15 protein-coding genes and 4 pseudogenes are annotated in these 16,237 nt (G+C 37.2%); 16 read left to right on the forward strand and 3 right to left on the reverse strand.

The features are described 5' to 3' along the window. Nucleotides 1–81 precede the first annotated feature (81 nt). Together mobB and mobA are read right to left on the reverse strand one after the other, a co-directional pair. Nucleotides 82–1,341, reverse strand: coding sequence for a conjugal transfer protein MobB (mobB, locus tag AAHI02_RS19685; RefSeq protein WP_322924905.1), 1,260 nt, complete (start codon nt 1,339–1,341; stop codon nt 82–84). Nucleotide 1,342: 1 nt separating this feature from the next. Further along, nucleotides 1,343–1,769 (reverse strand): annotated as a pseudogene (gene mobA, locus AAHI02_RS19690) (conjugal transfer protein MobA). Between the two features lie 640 nt (nt 1,770–2,409). On the opposite strand from mobA, the pseudogene AAHI02_RS19695 reads away from it, so the two are divergent. From AAHI02_RS19695 to AAHI02_RS19760, 14 genes and pseudogenes are all read left to right on the forward strand, one after another. Next, a pseudogene (locus AAHI02_RS19695) lies at nt 2,410–3,178 on the forward strand (ParA family protein). Nucleotides 3,179–3,321: 143 nt separating this feature from the next. Then, nucleotides 3,322–3,579 (forward strand): annotated as a pseudogene (locus tag AAHI02_RS19700) (DUF3408 domain-containing protein); the annotation flags it as partial. Between the two features lie 9 nt (nt 3,580–3,588). Next, nucleotides 3,589–4,212, forward strand: a complete 624-nt coding sequence (locus AAHI02_RS19705; protein WP_322924912.1) for a hypothetical protein — start codon at nt 3,589–3,591, stop codon at nt 4,210–4,212. A gap of 190 nt (nt 4,213–4,402) precedes the next feature. After that, nucleotides 4,403–4,708, forward strand: a complete 306-nt coding sequence (locus tag AAHI02_RS19710) for a DUF4134 domain-containing protein (protein ID WP_322924914.1) — start codon at nt 4,403–4,405, stop codon at nt 4,706–4,708. A gap of 9 nt (nt 4,709–4,717) precedes the next feature. Continuing rightward, on the forward strand, nt 4,718–5,050 hold the full coding sequence (locus AAHI02_RS19715) for a DUF4133 domain-containing protein (protein ID WP_322924916.1): 333 nt from the start codon (nt 4,718–4,720) through the stop codon (nt 5,048–5,050). After that, nucleotides 5,047–7,558 (forward strand): annotated as a pseudogene (locus AAHI02_RS19720) (TraG family conjugative transposon ATPase). Before AAHI02_RS19715 ends, AAHI02_RS19720 begins: the two are co-directional and overlap by 4 nt. Before the next feature lie 21 nt (nt 7,559–7,579). After that, nucleotides 7,580–8,212 carry a DUF4141 domain-containing protein gene (locus AAHI02_RS19725; protein WP_322924920.1) on the forward strand — a complete coding sequence of 211 codons (633 nt, stop codon included), beginning with the start codon at nt 7,580–7,582 and terminating at the stop codon, nt 8,210–8,212. A 1-nt stretch (nt 8,213) separates the two neighbouring features. Next, nucleotides 8,214–9,206 carry a conjugative transposon protein TraJ gene (traJ, locus tag AAHI02_RS19730; protein ID WP_322924922.1) on the forward strand — a complete coding sequence of 331 codons (993 nt, stop codon included), beginning with the start codon at nt 8,214–8,216 and terminating at the stop codon, nt 9,204–9,206. 13 nt (nt 9,207–9,219) lie between these two features. Continuing rightward, nucleotides 9,220–9,843, forward strand: a complete 624-nt coding sequence (gene traK / locus AAHI02_RS19735; RefSeq protein WP_322924924.1) for a conjugative transposon protein TraK — start codon at nt 9,220–9,222, stop codon at nt 9,841–9,843. 10 nt (nt 9,844–9,853) lie between these two features. Continuing rightward, a complete protein-coding gene (locus tag AAHI02_RS19740; protein ID WP_346984627.1) occupies nt 9,854–10,123 on the forward strand; it encodes a hypothetical protein in 270 nt (89 codons plus the stop codon). Between the two features lie 3 nt (nt 10,124–10,126). Further along, the gene (gene traM / locus AAHI02_RS19745) at nt 10,127–11,425 is read left to right on the forward strand and encodes a conjugative transposon protein TraM (protein ID WP_322924927.1); all 1,299 of its coding nucleotides are present in this window, start codon (nt 10,127–10,129) and stop codon (nt 11,423–11,425) included. A gap of 15 nt (nt 11,426–11,440) precedes the next feature. Further along, nucleotides 11,441–12,343 carry a conjugative transposon protein TraN gene (gene traN / locus AAHI02_RS19750; protein WP_322924929.1) on the forward strand — a complete coding sequence of 301 codons (903 nt, stop codon included), beginning with the start codon at nt 11,441–11,443 and terminating at the stop codon, nt 12,341–12,343. 1 nt (nt 12,344) lies between these two features. Next, the gene (locus tag AAHI02_RS19755) at nt 12,345–12,905 is read left to right on the forward strand and encodes a conjugal transfer protein TraO (protein WP_322924931.1); all 561 of its coding nucleotides are present in this window, start codon (nt 12,345–12,347) and stop codon (nt 12,903–12,905) included. Between the two features lie 11 nt (nt 12,906–12,916). Then, a complete protein-coding gene (locus tag AAHI02_RS19760) occupies nt 12,917–13,369 on the forward strand; it encodes a DUF3872 domain-containing protein (protein ID WP_322924933.1) in 453 nt (150 codons plus the stop codon). 257 nt (nt 13,370–13,626) lie between these two features. On the opposite strand, the gene AAHI02_RS19765 is transcribed toward AAHI02_RS19760, so the two are convergent. Further along, a complete protein-coding gene (locus AAHI02_RS19765) occupies nt 13,627–14,070 on the reverse strand; it encodes a JAB domain-containing protein (protein ID WP_322924934.1) in 444 nt (147 codons plus the stop codon). A gap of 526 nt (nt 14,071–14,596) precedes the next feature. Between AAHI02_RS19765 and AAHI02_RS19770 the strand changes: the two genes are divergently transcribed. Together AAHI02_RS19770 and AAHI02_RS19775 are read left to right on the forward strand one after the other, a co-directional pair. Next, nucleotides 14,597–15,640 (forward strand): PDDEXK nuclease domain-containing protein, encoded by a 1,044-nt coding sequence (locus AAHI02_RS19770; RefSeq protein ID WP_322924936.1) that lies wholly within the window; start codon nt 14,597–14,599, stop codon nt 15,638–15,640. 432 nt (nt 15,641–16,072) lie between these two features. Then, the gene (locus AAHI02_RS19775; RefSeq protein ID WP_322924938.1) at nt 16,073–16,231 is read left to right on the forward strand and encodes a hypothetical protein; all 159 of its coding nucleotides are present in this window, start codon (nt 16,073–16,075) and stop codon (nt 16,229–16,231) included. Nucleotides 16,232–16,237 lie beyond the last annotated feature (6 nt).

The raw sequence follows: 16,237 nt of genomic DNA on the forward strand, positions 1-16,237 counted from the left end.
TATTGAACTTGGCTATGAGACTTGTATCGTTCCAAAAATACTATTGAAAAACGTTGTCAGTTTATATTAGACCTTATCTAGTTATTTCTTTTTTCTCATTTTTCTTTTCTTCATTCTGCTGGCAAATTCAATTTCTTCATAATCATTTTCATTACTTACAGGCGGAAGAATTCCACCAAAGGATTCGAAAAAAGAATCTCCGCTACTTTCAACTGCATTGAAAAGATGATGACTGTCTTGAGTAGGTTTTAGATGAAAAATATGTTGATCATTCATTTCCTTATCTCCCGTCTCACTTGGCTTATTCCATTGATCATTAAAAACATTCGCTGAACATTCCTTTCCCAAACGTGATCCATTCCAAACTGTTTTAGATGGATGGTCAATAAATGTCATTCCATAAATTCTTCCTTCATTATTTTTACGGATCACTGTATCAACTCCTTCTTTCTGTAATTTTTTTGTGAATGATTTTTCATCGTTTGAAGATTGTACTGTCAATACGATTTTTTCTTTTAGCTTTTCCCTCACAGGAAGACTTTTCATTCTTTTTATGGAAGACTCAAAGTGCCTTTCCAAAGAATCAAGACCAGCCTTTTTTCCAAACAGCGATGCTTTAAAAGGATGGCCTGTCTTTTTGCCATTCCGGTCTGTTGGAAAGTACAGTAAACCTTTTTGCAAATGACCGTGCAGTTCTCCTTCCACTTTTTCCGCAGTAATATTGAAAAGAGTGAGCAGGGCATTGTATTCCCCCAACGACTGAAATTGATATTGAGAACTAATATGTCTTACCACTGAGGCAATCTGACTTTTAATATCGCCTCTGTTATAATCGACCGCCTTAAAAATCGGGCTGTTCAACTTATTTTCTTTTTCCAGGGCAGATATTAATCCGAATTTCTCTTCCAGTTCACGGCATACTTTCATTGACCGAACCTTTTCGAATTTATCAGAGATTTTTTTACCATCCTCATCGACGTAAACAGAAACGATGTGGATATGACTTCTGTCTATATCCGTATGTTTAAATACTACGAAAGGCTGTTCGCCATAGCCCATTTCCTGCATATATTTCTGGGCGATTTCCGTATACTGCTGATCAGATACGTGATCTTTAGGATCAGGATTTAAAGAAATATGCAGCGTATGTTTTTCTGTATTTCGATTGGCTAATAAATAAGGCTCAAAAGATTTTGCGAGCTGACTTACCGTGTACTTTCCATCTGCCGTTTCAATAATTTTGTTAGTCAGCAGAATTTTTCCTTTCTCCTTCTCTATTTTCAAATTATTGTAGGACAATGTACCGAACAAATTGCTGCTTCTACCAATTTTCGCAATCATATTATTCGTCTTTCTTAAGATGTTTTTGATTAAATTCTTCAGTCAGTTGAACTACTTTTTTTGAATATTTGCACCATTTCTATAGTCTGCTTTTCCAATTTAAAAAGTAAAGCCGCCGCTTTTTTCTCAGAAAAATGAGTGTATAGCAGTTTAACAATCTGATTGTAATTAATACCGACCGCACGGAACTGGCTGTGAAATGAGGTAAGCCTCATATAAAAATCAATCGTTCCTTTATCCAATTTCACAGTTTTTATCGTCTTTTCAAAGATGCAGGATGTTATAAAATGAGCTTTGACGGTCATTCCTGATCGGTCAAAAAGTTCAAGAAACCGGGAGTGTTCGACCTCATTAAAAGAGATCGTATATCTAATTTTAGCAGGATCAGCTTTTGGGCGACGACCTGTCTTTTTTTGGGGCTTTTCCATTTTCATTCATAATGATCTAATTTAATTTTATAAAACAACGACTTCGGAGATTGTTTCTAGGCTCCCTGCAAAGGGCAAGTTGTTTTCAGCAGCCGAAAAGGTTTCGAGATGCTGAAAACACAACTTGCCCCTTTCAGGTGAAAGGAAATCTCTTCAGTGAAATAGATTATTGCCATCTCTCAATTAAACGCTACAATTTCCTAAGACTCCTCAGTCTCTTGCAAACAAAGTAAGCCACTACAGCTCACATTTGCTGTACAGAGAATTTGGCCAAAGGCGGACAAGTAAAGACAAAAAATACCAATTGAAAAGCATTGAAATATAAACAGTATTTATTTGTACCTGATGGAAGGCAGTAGCGCCTAATTGCAGATTTGACAGAAATCTTGAACTTTTGAAATCCAGCATTCTTGCATTCCGGCATTCCAGCCGTCTGGATATCATTGGTGAGAGATAGCAGCAAGACAGTCAATCTATCAGGATAGCAATGCAGTATTCATTCAGTACTGATGTAAGCCAGTACATCGATCAGGAATCTCGTACAGTATTAGCGATAGCCAAATAGCCTGCTAGAAGTCATTACTGCTTAAAAGACTGCACCGTTCATCCCATCAAATATGTTTAACTAAAAATCAATAAAATGAAAACAAAAAAACAACCCACAGTTGTTGCATTTTCAACTCAAAAAGGAGGAGTAGGAAAAAGCACCTTTACAACACTCATTGCGAGTCTTCTTCATTATCAAAAGGGATATCAAGTTGCTGTTTTTGACTGCGATTTTCCGCAATACAGTTTACTACAAATGCGAGAACGAGACCTAAAAATGGTGATGCAGAATGAGACTTTAAAAAAAGATGGCTCACAAACAGTTTACGAGTATCAATAAAAAAGCGTATCCCATTTTTCAGAGTAAAACCGATAAGGTTTTAGAAGAAATGGAAGCTTATGTTAACGGCTCAGAGATTATACCTGATGTCATCTTTTTAGATTTACCGGGAACCGTTAATACGGCAGGTATTTTAAGGACCCTGGTGAATGTCAATTATATTTTTTCTCCTATTACTGCGGATCGTGTAGTATTGGAGAGTACGTTAAGTTTAACTGATGTTCTTACCAATGTTTTGATGAAAGAAAATCAAACAGGGATTAAGAGTATTCATTTGTTTTGGAATCAGGTAGATGGAAGAGAAAAATCGATTCTTTACAAAAATTACAGTAAGGTAATTATAGATTTAGGGTTACATCTTATGGAAACAACAATTGCAGACAGTAAAAGATTTCGGAAAGAAGGAGAGTCATTGGCAAAGACTGTTTTCCGTTCGACATTGCTGCCTGCAGATTCTAAGCTGCTAGCTCAATGCAGGCTGGACAAGTTTATAGAGGAATTTTTAAGAATTGTAAAATTATAAGCGTATGGAATATGAAAAAAATAATAGGGAAGATAATGGCATTGATGAACAATATCTGATGTCCATTATGGCAGGAAGTCCAGACAAAAAAAGTTCTTGCGCAGACTGATGATCCTCCAACGGAAAAAGGTACAACAAAAAATAGACTGAAGAATAAGAGGCCCTCAGATGTTAGCTATGTCGAGCAGTTTCTAACCCATCATACGATGACTAAGCGGGGTGATAAAAGTATTTATATCCGTCCTGAATATCACGAACGTCTCTCCCGGATTATCCAGATTATCGCCGATGATCAGATTTCTTTGTATGCTTATCTGGATAATATCCTGGCGTATCATTTTGAAATGTTTGAAAAGGAAATCACTGACGATTTCAATAGCAAATACCGACCAATTTTTTAATTATCAAGTATGGAACAGATTATAATAATAGGATTATTAATCGCGATCATTCTGCTGCTGATTGAAAAAAGGTCAAAGAAGCGAAATGACTTTGAGCAGGTCGTCAAAAAAAATAAGAAGTTTGACATTTTAATGGGTGAGATAAAAGATGACCAAAGACTTTCATTGCCAATTGATAGCCTTAAAAGCCAGAATCAACATCTTAATGAGAGCGCCGGTATTTTTGATTCAGAAACCAGAGGTGATGAAGTAGCAGTCTCTGCTGTAAGTAAAAACTTGGAGGAGCTTTTTGCAGGCAGTTTTGACTTGGGAGATGAAGAAGAAGAGTGGCGCCATGATGGTGATTTAAAAATTGAGAGCGGTTTTGCTTCAGGGGTTACCTTTCAGGAATTAAGTACTGTGGGGCGGTTGCTTCAGGACGAAGTTTCGGAGCCCGCTTTGGATGAAGAAGCAGTCAACATTATTCGCAAAATAGAGGGAACGGAGCTTTTCAATCTTTTAGAGAACTCATTGGAAGGTGCTTCATTGAAGGTTGCCAGACTCTTACAACGAAGTAATTCGGAAAATCAGAGCGTTGATACTTCCAGACATAATGATGATGTAAAAGGTTTCGATATTGGGGAATTTGTTTAGGCAGATTCCCTTTTTTTTGATGAATGGCAGGAGTCTATCTGGTATTTTCTATCATTTATTACAAGAAATGGTGTCTTCTGAAGCCAAAGAGGTACGCTCAAAGACAAGAAAAAAATACCTCGTTTTTCCAGAACAAATTTGTTTCCGAGACCTGCAGAGCGCAGTGTTCCAACAAATTAAAATTCAAGAAATGGAAAAACAAAGAAGAAAATTGCTGTATGCAATTTTAACATTGGTAACATTTAATTCAGTTTTTGCCCAAGGTAATGGTTCAGCGGGAATCAATGAGGCGACACAGATGGTTACCTCTTATTTTGAACCCGCTACCCAATTAATTTATGCTATTGGTGCGGTAGTAGGGTTAATCGGCGGTGTAAAGGTTTACAACAAGTTCAGCAGTGGTGATCCAGACACCAGTAAGACCGCTGCAAGCTGGTTTGGAGCATGTATCTTTTTAATTGTTGCGGCGACAATTCTGCGCTCATTCTTCCTTTAAATCATGATTATGAATACCTATCATATCAATAAAGGAATAGGGAAGACGGTAGAATTTAAAGGTCTTAAAGCACAGTACCTTTTTATTTTCGTCGGTGGTTTGCTTGGGGTATTGATCTCTGTCATGATTATGTATATGATTGGTGTCAATACTTATCTCTGTCTCATTCTGGGGGGATTCATTAGTGGACTTCTCATCTGGCAGACTTTTACGCTGAACGGAAAATACGGAGAACATGGCTTAATGAAATTAGGTGCCTGCAGAAAGCATCCTAAGTACATCATTAGCCGTAAGAGTATTTACCGGTATCTGAAAGCTAACTCTAAAAAAGCAGGCGTATGAGAAATTCTTCCAAGGTAGCAACGTTGGAAAGTAAATTTCCATTGCTGGCGATTGAAAATGGCTGTATTATATCAAAGGACGCCGATGTTACGGTTTGCTTTAAAGTAAAACTTCCCGAACTGTTTACCGTTGCTTCCGCTGAGTATGAAGCGATGCACTCTGCATGGTTCAAAGCTATTAAAACGCTTCCTGACTATACGGTAATACATAAACAGGATTGGTTTATCAAAGAGAACTACAATCCTGACCTATCGAAAGAAGACCAGAGTTTTCTGTCAAAATCATTTGAAAGGCATTTCAATGAGAGACCGTTTTTAAATCATTACTGCTACCTGTTCATCACGAAAACCAGTAAGGAGAGAATGCGTATGCAGAGTAACTTTTCATCTCTGTGCAGAGGTAAGCTGATTCCAAAAGAGATTAAGGATAAAGAAGTCATCCATCGATTTCTAGAAGCTGTGGACCAGCTGGAGCGGATAATGAATGACAGCGGCTATATTCATCTCGAAAGGATGAATGAAGATGAGATATCAGGAACGTCAGAAAGCTCAGGTTTACTAGGACAGTATCTGACGTTATCCCGTGAAGCCAATCCGTCATTGCAGGACATTAAGTTGGGATCTGAAGAAATGCGGATTGGTAACAACCGTATCAGTATGCATACGTTGTCTGACACCGAGGATTTGCCTGGAACCGTATCCTCGCACAGCCGTTATGAAAAGTTAAGCACAGACCGCAGTGATTGCCTGCTGTCGTTTGCTTCCCCCCGTGGGACTTTTGCTTAGCTGCAATCACATGTATAACCAGTATTTGTTTATTGACAACAGTGATGAAAATCTTCGACAATTTGAAAAATCAGCGAGGAATATGCATTCACTCGCAAGATACAGCAGAGCCAATCAGATCAATAAAGAGTGGATCGAAAAGTATTTGAATGAAGCACATTCTTTTGGGTTACAATCTATCCGGGCTCATTTCAATGTGATGTCATGGTCTGATAATCCCGCTGAACTAAAACAATTAAAGAATGATACAGGAAGTGCATTAGCACTGATGGAATGCAAACCCCGCCACAACACAACGGATACAGCGACCTTATATTGGGCGGGAATTCCTGGCAATGCGGGGGACTTTCCAAGCGAAGAAAGCTTCTATACTTTCATAGAACCGGCATTATGTTTTTTCGCCGAAGAAACAAATTATCAGGATTCTCCATCCCCTTTTGGGATCAAAATGGCTGACCGTTTGACCGGAAAGCCGATTCATTTGGATATTTCGGATCTGCCGATGAAGCAGGGGATTATTACCAATAGAAACAAATTCATCCTCGGACCTTCAGGCAGCGGTAAGTCTTTCTTTACGAACCACATGGTGCGTCAATATTATGAACAGGGTGCTCATGTTCTTTTGGTTGATACCGGAAATTCCTACCAGGGATTATGTGAATTGATTAAAGGAAAAACCAAAGGTGAGGATGGGGTTTATTTTACCTATACAGAGGACAATCCTATTGCTTTCAATCCATTCTATACCGATGACGGCGTCTTTGATATCGAAAAAAGAGAGAGTATCAAAACCTTGATTTTAACGCTTTGGAAAAGAGATGATGAACCACCGACCCGCTCGGAAGAGGTAGCATTGTCCAATGCAGTAAGTGGATATATTGAAAAGATAAAATCCAATGATCAGCATCCGTCTTTCAATGGATTTTATGACTTTGTCAAAGAGGATTATCAGAAAGTATTGGAGCGAAAGAAAGTCAGAGAAAAGGATTTTGACATAGCCAACTTTCTTAATGTGTTGGAGCCTTACTACAGAGGAGGCGAATATGACTATCTGCTCAATTCAGAAAAGCAGCTGGACTTGTTATCCAAGCGTTTCATTGTCTTTGAAATCGATGCTATTAAAGATCATAAAATTCTATTTCCTATTGTAACCATTATCATTATGGAAGTTTTCATCAATAAGATGCGAAGACTTAAAGGAATCAGAAAACTGATCCTCATCGAAGAAGCCTGGAAAGCCATTGCGAAAGAGGGGATGGCTGAGTATATCAAATATCTTTTTAAGACGGTAAGAAAATTCTTTGGGGAAGCCATTGTAGTAACTCAGGAGGTTGATGATATTATACAATCACCGATTGTTAAGGAAAGTATAATCAACAATTCTGACTGTAAAATCCTTCTCGATCAGCGTAAGTATATGAACAAGTTCGATGACATTCAGGCTATGCTGGGATTGACTGATAAAGAAAAAGCTCAGGTACTTTCTATCAATATGAACAATGATCCACGAAGATTGTATAAGGAAGTATGGATTGGGTTAGGTGGAACGCACTCCGCAGTCTATGCCACCGAAGTATCCACTGAGGAATACCTGGCCTATACCACGGAAGAAACAGAAAAGATGGAAGTGATGAATCTTGCATCGGAACTTGACGGTAATGTAGAACATGCCATCAAGAGGATTTCTCTCAAGAGAATCAAATCGAATACGAAAGACAACTAAATCAATTAAAATTTTACAACAATGAAACATTTAATCATTAAAACAGTAATGGTAGCATTCTTTGCTACCTTCACCTATGCAAAAGCACAATTTGTAGTAACTGACCCTGCTAATCTGGCATCAGGTATTTTGAACTCTGCCAACGAAATTGTACAGACTTCATCGACGGTATCCAACGTTGTTAAGAACTTCAACGAAGTCAAAAAGGTGTACGAGCAGGGTAAAGAGTATTACGATAAACTCAAAGCCGTCAACAATCTTGTAAAAGATGCCAGAAAGGTCCAGCAGACGGTTCTTTTAGTGGGTGACGTTTCTGAAATGTATGTCAATAATTTCGGAAAAATGCTGAATGACCCCAACTTTAACGCGCAGGAATTGGCATCTATTGCCAATGGTTATTCTGCTCTTCTTACGGAAAGTACGGAACTACTAAAAGAACTGAAAGAAATTATTACTTCAAATGGCCTATCGCTTAACGATAAGGAAAGAATGGATGTTATCGACCGGGTTTACAAAGAGGTGAAAGCTTATCATAATCTGGTACGCTACTACACTAATAAGAATATTTCGGTAAGCTATCTGAGAGCAAAAAAACAGAACAATACCCAAAGGGTGTTAGATCTCTACGGAACCTCCAATCAAAAATACTGGTAAAATGGAACCGAGCAACTTACACGAAGTATTGCGTTCCGTTTACGAAGAAATGATGCCTATGTGTGCGGATATGGCTGCTGTGGCAAAAGGAGTCGCAGGATTGGGTGCTTTATTCTATGTGGCATTGAAAGTTTGGCAGTCGTTGAGCCGTGCGGAACCTATTGATTTGTTTCCTATGCTGAGACCTTTTGCCATTGGCATCTGCATTATGTTTTTCTCAACATTGGTTTTAGGAGGATTAAATGGTGTTATGAGTCCCATTGTTCAGGGAAGTCATTCCATGTTGGAAAACCAGGTATTGGATATGAATGAACTACAGCAGAAAAAAGATCTTTTAGAGCGGGAAGCCATGCTCAGAAATCCAGAGATGGCTTATCTGATTTCTAATGAAGAATTTGACAAAAAGCTGGAAGAACTTGGCTGGTCGCCATCTGATTTGGTCACGATGTCGGGAATGTATATTGAGAGGGAGATGTTTGCGATCAAGAAAGATATCAGAGATGGTTTCCGTGAATTTCTTGAAATCCTTTTTCAGTCAGCAGCATTGGTCATTGATACCATCAGGACCTTCTTTCTGATCGTTCTTTCAATCCTCGGACCAATCGCATTTGCGATTTCCGTCTGGGATGGTTTTCAGACCACATTAACCCAGTGGCTGACAAGGTATGTCAGTGTTTATTTATGGCTTCCGGTTGCTGACATATTCAGTGCTATTCTGGCCAAGATACAGGCTTTGATTTTAGAACGGGATATTGAGATGCTCGCAGACCCCACTTTTATTCCTGATACTTCCAATACCGTGTACATTATCTATATGGTAATCGGTATCATAGGCTATTTTACAGTACCAACTGTTACGGGCTGGATAATTCAGGCAGGAGGAGCAGGCAATTTCATGCGTAATGTGAACCAGACCGCTACAAAGTCTGGTAATGTTGCGGGCGCTGCAGCAGGTTCTGCAACAGGTAATATTTCGGGAAGATTATTAAAATAAAAAATACAGTTCTATGGAATTTAAAACTTTAAGAAATATTGAGAGCAGTTTCAAGCAGATCCGATTATTTACGTTTGTTTTTGTGGTGTTATGTTTTGGTGTTGTGGGCGTAGTGGTATTTAAATCTTACCAGTTTGCCGAAGAGCAGCGGCAGAAGATTTATGTGCTGGATAACGGTAAATCCCTGATGGTAGCGCTTTCACAGGATATGTCGATCAATAGGCCGGTTGAAGCTAGGGAGCATGTGAGAAGATTTCACGAATTGTTTTTCACGATAGCGCCTGACAAGAATGCCATTGAAAGTAATGTCAAGAGGGCCTTCAATCTGGCTGACCAATCCGCATTTAACTACTATAAGGACCTCCAGGAAAAAGGATATTACAACAGAATCATTTCCGGTAATATCCAGCAAAGAATTGAAGTGGACAGTGTTGTTGCGAACTTCGACAGCTATCCTTATGATGTAAGAACTTATGGCAGGCAGTTTATTATCAGATCCAGTAATCTTACGATCAGAAATTTGGTCACGAACTGTTCTTTGGTTAATTCTGTAAGGTCTGACAGCAATCCACAGGGGTTTACGATAGAAAAATTCAACGTGATTGAAAACAAAGATGTAGAAACTGTCGAACGCTAACATGACCGCAATGAAAAAATTAAGAGATACAATCGAACATTATGTTTTAAAGACGGAGAATCATTGGAAGGTTCTCCCTATAGCGAAGCAAAGATTGCTAACCAAAGTTTTCTTTGGCGGTTATGTACTGCTAACAATCATTGTTATTGTCAACGTCTTTATTTCAACAGGTCAAAGAAGAAATACCATGTCGATCCATCACATTGACGGAATTTCTAAGAAGACTATAGAAAGAAGTTCAGGACATAATGATACAGTAAACTCACCAGCAAAAGAATAGAGCATGAAAGATCCAAAGAAAATTAAAATCACAGAAAATGATCTTCCTCAAAATTCCAATGACTTGGGTAATCATCCGAAAGCCCAATGGGAGAGAGTGAAGAAGCCGGTTATTTATTTCCTGATTGCTGTCGTTTGTGCAACTTGCTTTTACCTTATTTTTAAACCAAAATCCAATACTACTTTAGTTGAAGAAGCAGGTTTTAATGCTGCTATTCCACAGGCAAAGGATGGACAGTTGCAGTCGGATAAGCAAAAGGCTTATGAGCAACAGCTGCTGGAGCAAAAAAATGAAGAGAAAAGAAATACGATAACCACTTTATCGGACTATTGGAATAACCAGGGTACTTTAAATTCGAATATTAATACTTCTGCTTTACCATCTAATACGAGTACTCTTCAGCAATCCGATCAGAATGCTATAAACAGTTATCGTAATGCACAGCAGACTTTGAGTTCGTTCTATGGCCGGGATGATCAGGAAGTCAATAATCTGAGGAAAGAAATTTCAAGGTTAAAGAATGAAGCGATGCAGAACAATGCTGTTCCAGCAGGTCTTGGAATGAACGATCAGTTAGAACTGATGGAAAAATCGTATCAGATGGCAGCCAAATACTTTCCGACAACTCCAAGACAGGAAGAGTCTGCACCAAAAGAAGAGCCTAACAAATCTACTGAAAAGAAAGTTAAACTGACTTCAGTAAGACCTGCACATTCCAATATTGTTTCCTCATTATACAGAGAGCCGTCAGACAGTGCTTTTGTGGCAGGTTTGAATCAAAATAGGTTTTATAATGTTCAAAATGAAACGGTAATTTCAGGTCAGTCTAAAAATGCGATAAAAGGTATTATCTATGAGACTAAGACTGTAGTCAATGAAAGTACACTATCCATAAGACTGATCGAGGCGTTGCAGGTAGGGCGTACAGAACTTCCTCCGGGCAGTTTGCTTATCGCTTCAGGTAAATTTCAGGGTGGGCGACTTCAGTTAACAATATCCTCCATTCAATATAAGGGCAGCGTCTATCCTGTAGAAATCAATATCTATGATAATGATGGGCAATTGGGGTTATATATTCCGTATTCACCGGAGCAAAATGCGGTCAGCGATGTTGTTGCCAATATGAGCCAGACTTCCGGTACCAACATTATGATGACTCAATCAGCTAGCCAGCAGGTTGCTTCCGATTTAAGCAGGAGTGTTGTACAAGGGTTGTCCGGTTATTTTCAAAAAAGGGTGCGGCAGCTAAAAGTAACTGTAAAAGCAGGCCATCAGGTCTTGCTGGTACCGAAAAATAATTAATCAAAAAATTAAAAAATGAATACACAAAAGAGCCATTATATTTTCATTATTCTGTTTCTGCTGTTTATGAGCAGAGCATTTGGTCAGGATTCCGTGATGACCTATGTTTCATTGGAAGGGGCAAAGCTGGAACCTTTCAGGATGGAGGTGACTTACAGTAAAACCACGCATGTGATTTTTCCTTCCGCAATAAGATACGTCGATCTGGGAAGTGATCTTTTGGTTGCTAATAAAGCTGAACCCATCGGAAATGTTCTTCGGGTTAAGTCTGCTGCCAGGGATTTTGAAGAGGAAACCAATTTTTCTGTCATTACAGAAGATGGAAAATTTTACAGTTTCGATGTCTTTTATAGCGCATATCCTGATGTCCTCAGTTACGATCTTGTAAAGATGCAGAGAAGCATTGAAAGGGAATATTCAACTGATGTACTTTTTGAAGATCTCAAGGGAAGCTCTTCATCACTTACAGAATTGATTATGGAAAGTCTGTTTCGAAAGAGTGGAAAAACTATTAAACATATTGCGTCAAAGAGTTTCGGTATTCAGTTTTCTGTCCGTGCATTACACGTGAATGACAATAAATTCTACTTTACCTTACAGATTGATAACAGCAGCAACGTCGCTTACGAAAGTGAAATCGTCAACTTTAAGATCGTTGATAAGAAGAACTTAAAGAGAACTGTTATTCAAGATAAGTTATTGGAACCAATCAGAGTTTACTCTCCTTCTTTGACTGCAACTCGGCATTCCAATGTTATAGGAGTTTATTTACTGGAGCAATTTACTTTGTTAGAAGATCAGGTTTTAGAGATTGAAGTTCTTGAAAGAAACGGAGGACGACATCAAAAAATTCAGCTTGAGAATAGGGAACTGATCAACGCGAAACTGATCAATAGTTTAAATTTTAAAACCAACTAAGATGAACAGATTATTGATAACAGTGGTTTTCATTTTAACAATGAGTTCAAAGTCATTTGCACAGCAGATGATTCCGAAGCAAAAAGGATTTGAAATATCCTATTCTGTATTTCCTAGTTCTCCCGAAAAACAAAATTATGTTTTAACAGCAGGGCTTATTTCTTATGGAAAGAACGGGAATTATTTGTTTGGGCTGGCAGAATATAGCAGAAAATATTATGAGTATACCAACTACAATATCCCGATAGAAATGTTTCTGTTTAACGGAGGCTACAGTTTTTACGTATGGGGCGACTTCATGCGAAATGTTAATCTTAATATGGGAATTGGTGTTCTGGCAGGATATGAACAGGTTAATAAAGGCAATGAATTGCTATATGACGGTTCAATGCTTACCGAAACAGATCACTTTATTTATGGGGTAAATGGTAAGTTGTCCATCGAAAGCTATCTGACACCATATTTGGTTTTCCTGGTCAACGGGCAACTTAGCTATTTGAAAAATAGTCAGACGGAGCAGTTACAAGCCCTATTTGGTGTTGGAATAAGATGTAATTTTTAAAATAATATAAAATGCAAAATATACTTAATCATAAATTTAAATTATTGTTCAAGTATTTCATCATTCCAGTGATGATCTTATTACTTATACAATCATGTGAGAAAGATACTTTGGAAATTCAGCAGAATTTTCCTTTTGAGGTAGATGTGATGCCTGTTCAGAAATACATTTCTAAGGGTGAAACTGTAGAGATCAGATGTCGTATTATACCGAGTGGAAATTATGCAGGTACTACTTACTTGCTACGGTATTTTCAGTCTGAAGGAGTCGGAAGTTTGCGGTTATTTGACAATCCATCCTTTGTTCCTAATGATTTCTATCCGCTAAGTAAAAAGGAGTTCAGGTTATACTATACTTCCGAATCTTCAGTCTCTCAAAGTTTTGATATTTGGATTTCGGATAATATGGGTAATAAGCAGGAAGTAAATTTCCAGTTTAATCCTCAAAGTGTAGGAACTTTATAAGAAATCATCGTTTAAAATTTCAGGCTATTTCATCAGAAATAGCCTTTTGTTTTAGATCTATGGTTATCTGATATAACCTTACTATGTCTGTGTAACCTTTTTTGAGAAAATTGATGTAAGCTAATTTTTTCAATAGGGTTACTCCCTATGATGTGCGAAAAGACTTTGCCGACCAAAGGAAGGGATTGTCTTTTCGCCAAATTTTAAATAAGCGACAATGAAGGATTGTCGCTTACTCTAGTAATTGTAAAACTTATTCAAAGATGTCCTTCATCGGCAAACGACATATAATCTGTTGAAGTTAGAATACAATGATCTAATAATTTAATATTTAAAAACTCTGATGCACTTTTTATGCTCAGAGTAATTTTTAAGTCTTCCGGTGAGGGTTTTAAATTTCCTGATGGGTGATTATGTGCAACTATAATGGCAGTTGCATTGCACAATAGGGCTGCTTGCATAATAATTCTTACATCAACTATCGTTGAGGTAATTCCTGATTCGGATATTTTCTTTATCCCTAAAACTTTGTTTGCCTGATTTAGATATAATGCAAAGAACGATTCTCTATAATCTATTTCATCAGGGTCAAAGTAGTGACGAAATACATCAACGGCATCACGTGAACAGCTTATTAATTTCTCAGAATTTCCTTTTCGTGAGTAGATTAATTTTATTTCATTGACAATATTAAAATCCATGTGATTGCTCTTGTACGGCAGAGACTTGGGTTTCCCGTACCTATTATATTTTAGATTTGTTTCCCATCCCTTCTCCAGCTTATCCTAAAGCCTTTCAGGCGTCACAGAATATTTTTCAAAAGAAAAACCGGAAAAAAGAAAGCAGATATGAAGTGTTGACAATGAATAATAACCAAAAGGAAACGGAATAATTGGAGGGTACCTTTAGGGAGGAAACCGTTTATGCCGTAGTCTTTTGGCGGGAAAAGCGTTGGCTGACAACAATACCTTAGCTGCCTTTTTACCGGTTTATTATGGAAAATAGTTTACAGATTTAATAAATATAAATTTAGTTTCAGATAGTGAAAATCTTAATTATTAATGAAGTTGTAGGTAGTTTTTTTACTTTGTGTTTTTTTATCTTACAAAGCCAAGTACTGCCACATACTGCCAAATGCAGCAATTTTATTTTGATATCCTTAAAATGGCATATTTACCACCATATAATATCGATATTTAGTAAAGAAATAATTTTAAATTTGTAAGTATGAGTCAATTGTCATCACATCTTTTCATTTCAATAAAGCAGTTAATCGAAAATGCTAAAAGCAGTATTGTTCGAAATATCAATACGGCTATGTTATTGACTTATTTTGAAATAGGTAAGGTAATCATTGAGAATGAGCAGGATGGAAAGGACAGAGCAGAGTATGCAAAAGAAACCTTGAAAAATCTAAGTAAACAATTGACAAAAGAATTCGGCAGAGGCTATTCAGTGGATAATTTGCAGTGGATGAGAAAGTTTTATTTAATGTATCAAAATAGAATTTCTGAAAAATACGAAACAGCGTCTCGTAATTCTGCTGAGGCTGTAATTTATGAATCAGTGTCTCGTAATTCTTTTTTCTCATTATCGTGGTCTCACTACATTCAATTAATGAAGATCGAAAACTCAGATGAGAGAAATTTCTATGAAATAGAGGCGAGCCAGAATAACTGGAGTGTTAGAGAGCTTACAAGACAATTTAATTCAGCTATATATGAAAGGTTGGCATTAAGCAGGAACGAGAAAGATTTGAAGAAGTTAGCCCAGAAAGGACAGATCATAGAAAAGCCGACCGATGTTTTAAAAAGTCACTATGTTTTGGAATTCTTAGATCTAAAAGAAGATAATCGCTATTCCGAAAGTGATTTGGAAACTGGGATCATCAATAAATTAGAGCATTTTATGCTAGAATTAGGAAAGGGCTTTCTCTTTGAAGGGCGGCAACGAAGATTTACATTCGAAGGCGATAGTTTCTTTGTGGACTTAGTGTTTTACAATCGTTTATTGAAGTGCTTCGTGCTTTTTGATCTAAAAATTGGAAAGCTGACCCATCAGGATATTGGGCAAATGCAGATGTATGTCAATTATTATGACAGAAAAGTGAAGTTGGAAGAAGAGAACCCTACCATTGGAATTATTCTTTGCAAAGAAGAGAACAAAACAGTGATCGAGTTTACACTTCCAGAAAACAACAATACTATTTTTGCAAAAGAGTATAAGGCGATCCTTCCAAGTAAGGACGAACTTAAAAAGCAAATTGGATAATTGAGTTCATAAGCCCTTGAATTCAAATTAAGGCAAAAAAAGTGTCAATTTCATGCTCCGTCCCTACAAAATTTTACAAAGTATAATTAGATTTATACTGTATAATTTTAACATTCAACTGATTATTTGTATTTTAGTTGGATCTAAGAATGATGAATTTCTTCACAACAAATCTTGTTGCCGCTTTAAAAATAATAAACAAAATTATAAATTCTGTTGCTAATGCAGATTTACGGGAGGTAGTCTGTGCTAATGCATTTGTGTAGAATACTGCTTCCGAAAGCAGTATCTTTTGAGTAAATGTTAAAAGTCTGATAAACTATAGTTTTTATGTTAAGATTAATTTGCACTTCTAAGCCAAGTGTTGCAGGTAAGTACCTCAATTAATTGCGATTAATTATGCCGGATATTTTTATTTAAAAGATATCGGTCGTGGAAAGGAAACTTGAAATTAATATTAGCATTGATGAGATTATCAAAATTTTTAAAGAAGAGGAAAAAATTGAGCTAACTATAGCGGAAGCGGAACTGATTGTAGAATTTTTAAAAATGCTATCAACAATTACTATAAAGCGTTTTTTAGAACAATAATATTTT

Source organism: Chryseobacterium sp. POE27, from assembly GCF_039727685.1.
In the GTDB taxonomy this organism is placed as follows: domain Bacteria; phylum Bacteroidota; class Bacteroidia; order Flavobacteriales; family Weeksellaceae; genus Chryseobacterium.

What these genes read in the sequence shown, in the direction of transcription:
- AAHI02_RS19715 (WP_322924916.1), top strand. Translation starts at nt 4,718, where the DNA reads ATGAATACCTATCATATCAATAAAGGAATAGGGAAGACGGTAGAATTT.
- traM (WP_322924927.1), top strand. Translation starts at nt 10,127, where the DNA reads ATGAAAGATCCAAAGAAAATTAAAATCACAGAAAATGATCTTCCTCAA.
- mobB (WP_322924905.1), bottom strand. Translation starts at nt 1,341, where the DNA reads ATGATTGCGAAAATTGGTAGAAGCAGCAATTTGTTCGGTACATTGTCC.
- AAHI02_RS19710 (WP_322924914.1), top strand. Translation starts at nt 4,403, where the DNA reads ATGGAAAAACAAAGAAGAAAATTGCTGTATGCAATTTTAACATTGGTA.
- traJ (WP_322924922.1), top strand. Translation starts at nt 8,214, where the DNA reads ATGGAACCGAGCAACTTACACGAAGTATTGCGTTCCGTTTACGAAGAA.
- AAHI02_RS19740 (WP_346984627.1), top strand. Translation starts at nt 9,854, where the DNA reads ATGAAAAAATTAAGAGATACAATCGAACATTATGTTTTAAAGACGGAG.
- AAHI02_RS19725 (WP_322924920.1), top strand. Translation starts at nt 7,580, where the DNA reads ATGAAACATTTAATCATTAAAACAGTAATGGTAGCATTCTTTGCTACC.
- traN (WP_322924929.1), top strand. Translation starts at nt 11,441, where the DNA reads ATGAATACACAAAAGAGCCATTATATTTTCATTATTCTGTTTCTGCTG.
- traK (WP_322924924.1), top strand. Translation starts at nt 9,220, where the DNA reads ATGGAATTTAAAACTTTAAGAAATATTGAGAGCAGTTTCAAGCAGATC.
- AAHI02_RS19770 (WP_322924936.1), top strand. Translation starts at nt 14,597, where the DNA reads ATGAGTCAATTGTCATCACATCTTTTCATTTCAATAAAGCAGTTAATC.
- AAHI02_RS19755 (WP_322924931.1), top strand. Translation starts at nt 12,345, where the DNA reads ATGAACAGATTATTGATAACAGTGGTTTTCATTTTAACAATGAGTTCA.
- AAHI02_RS19765 (WP_322924934.1), bottom strand. Translation starts at nt 14,070, where the DNA reads ATGGATTTTAATATTGTCAATGAAATAAAATTAATCTACTCACGAAAA.
- AAHI02_RS19760 (WP_322924933.1), top strand. Translation starts at nt 12,917, where the DNA reads ATGCAAAATATACTTAATCATAAATTTAAATTATTGTTCAAGTATTTC.
- AAHI02_RS19705 (WP_322924912.1), top strand. Translation starts at nt 3,589, where the DNA reads ATGGAACAGATTATAATAATAGGATTATTAATCGCGATCATTCTGCTG.